General features: G+C 68.3%; 1 protein-coding gene. It reads left to right on the top strand.

Translation table 11 applies throughout. The features are described from left to right. Positions 1–211 precede the first annotated feature (211 nt). The gene (locus tag ABZ749_RS35590) at positions 212–982 is read left to right on the top strand and encodes a DUF5995 family protein (protein ID WP_357235857.1); all 771 of its coding nucleotides are present in this window, start codon (positions 212–214) and stop codon (positions 980–982) included. The last annotated feature ends 99 nt before the right edge of the window (positions 983–1081 follow it).

Genomic DNA, 1081 nt, shown 5'->3' on the forward strand with positions numbered 1-1081 from the left:
TGCGCAACGACGTGCTCACCGCGTACCCGCAGATCGACCCCGACCGGGTCCGGGTCCAACGGGGCTGACCGACTCCACAGTGCGTACGTATCCCGGCGCGTGTGCGCGCCGGGATACGTCGTTCTACTGATCCGCTGGCCGGGTGTCGGCTGAGAGGCTGGGCCGCGTCGACGACGGCACGGGGGATGCCGCCGACCACAATGGAGGAGAAATGATCGAACCGGTCTGGGGGCCCGTGCACCGGGACATCGTCGACCTGCTCGCCGATCATCCCGCGGACGTGCCGGCCGTGGTCGATCACCTGACCAAGCTTCAGGACATGCTGGTCCGGTTGCCACCGTTGGAAGCCAGTTGCCCCCTCGCTGACTTCAACAAGCTCTACCTGACCATCACCAGCAGCGTGCTGGACGGGCTGTACGACGACCGCTTCGTCGATCCGGTCTTCCTCTCCCGGCTCGACGTCGAGTTCGCCGCCCGGTACTTCGACGCGATGCGGCTGTGGACCGACTCCAGCCCCGGCACCCCGAAGGCGTGGTCGTGCCTCTTCGAGCGGATGCGGGGGCCGGATGCCCGGCCGCTGCCGTCGGCGGCGGCCGGGGTGAACGCGCACATCAACTTCGACCTGCCGTTCGCCCTGGTGACCACGTTCGATCACCTGGAGTCGGAGCCGGTCGACGGCAGCGACCAGCACCACGACTACCTCGAGATCAACAGAATCTTCGCGGACAAGATCCCCGGCCTGCGCCGGGGCTACCTGGAGCGGTGGCAGCTGCTCATCGACATGCTCAACGGCGACATCGACGACTGGTACCAGGGGGAACTGGTCGAGTACACCCGCGATGTCGCCTGGCGTAACGCGCAGAAGATCTGGCGGTGCCGGCACGATCCGGACGCCCGAGAGTGTGAGCGCACACGGCTGGACGACAACGCCGCGGCGCTCGGCCGGTTGCTGCTGTCGCCCCTCGGGGCGTTCCTGCAGTAGCCGGGACGGGGGGCCTCCGCGCTCCGCCCCGTGGGGGGCCTCGGCGATCAGCTCCATGTCCATCCGGGGCCACTTGACGTAGTGCCCCTCCATCGAGGC

Source organism: Micromonospora sp. NPDC047753, assembly GCF_040642735.1.
GTDB lineage: Bacteria > Actinomycetota > Actinomycetes > Mycobacteriales > Micromonosporaceae > Micromonospora.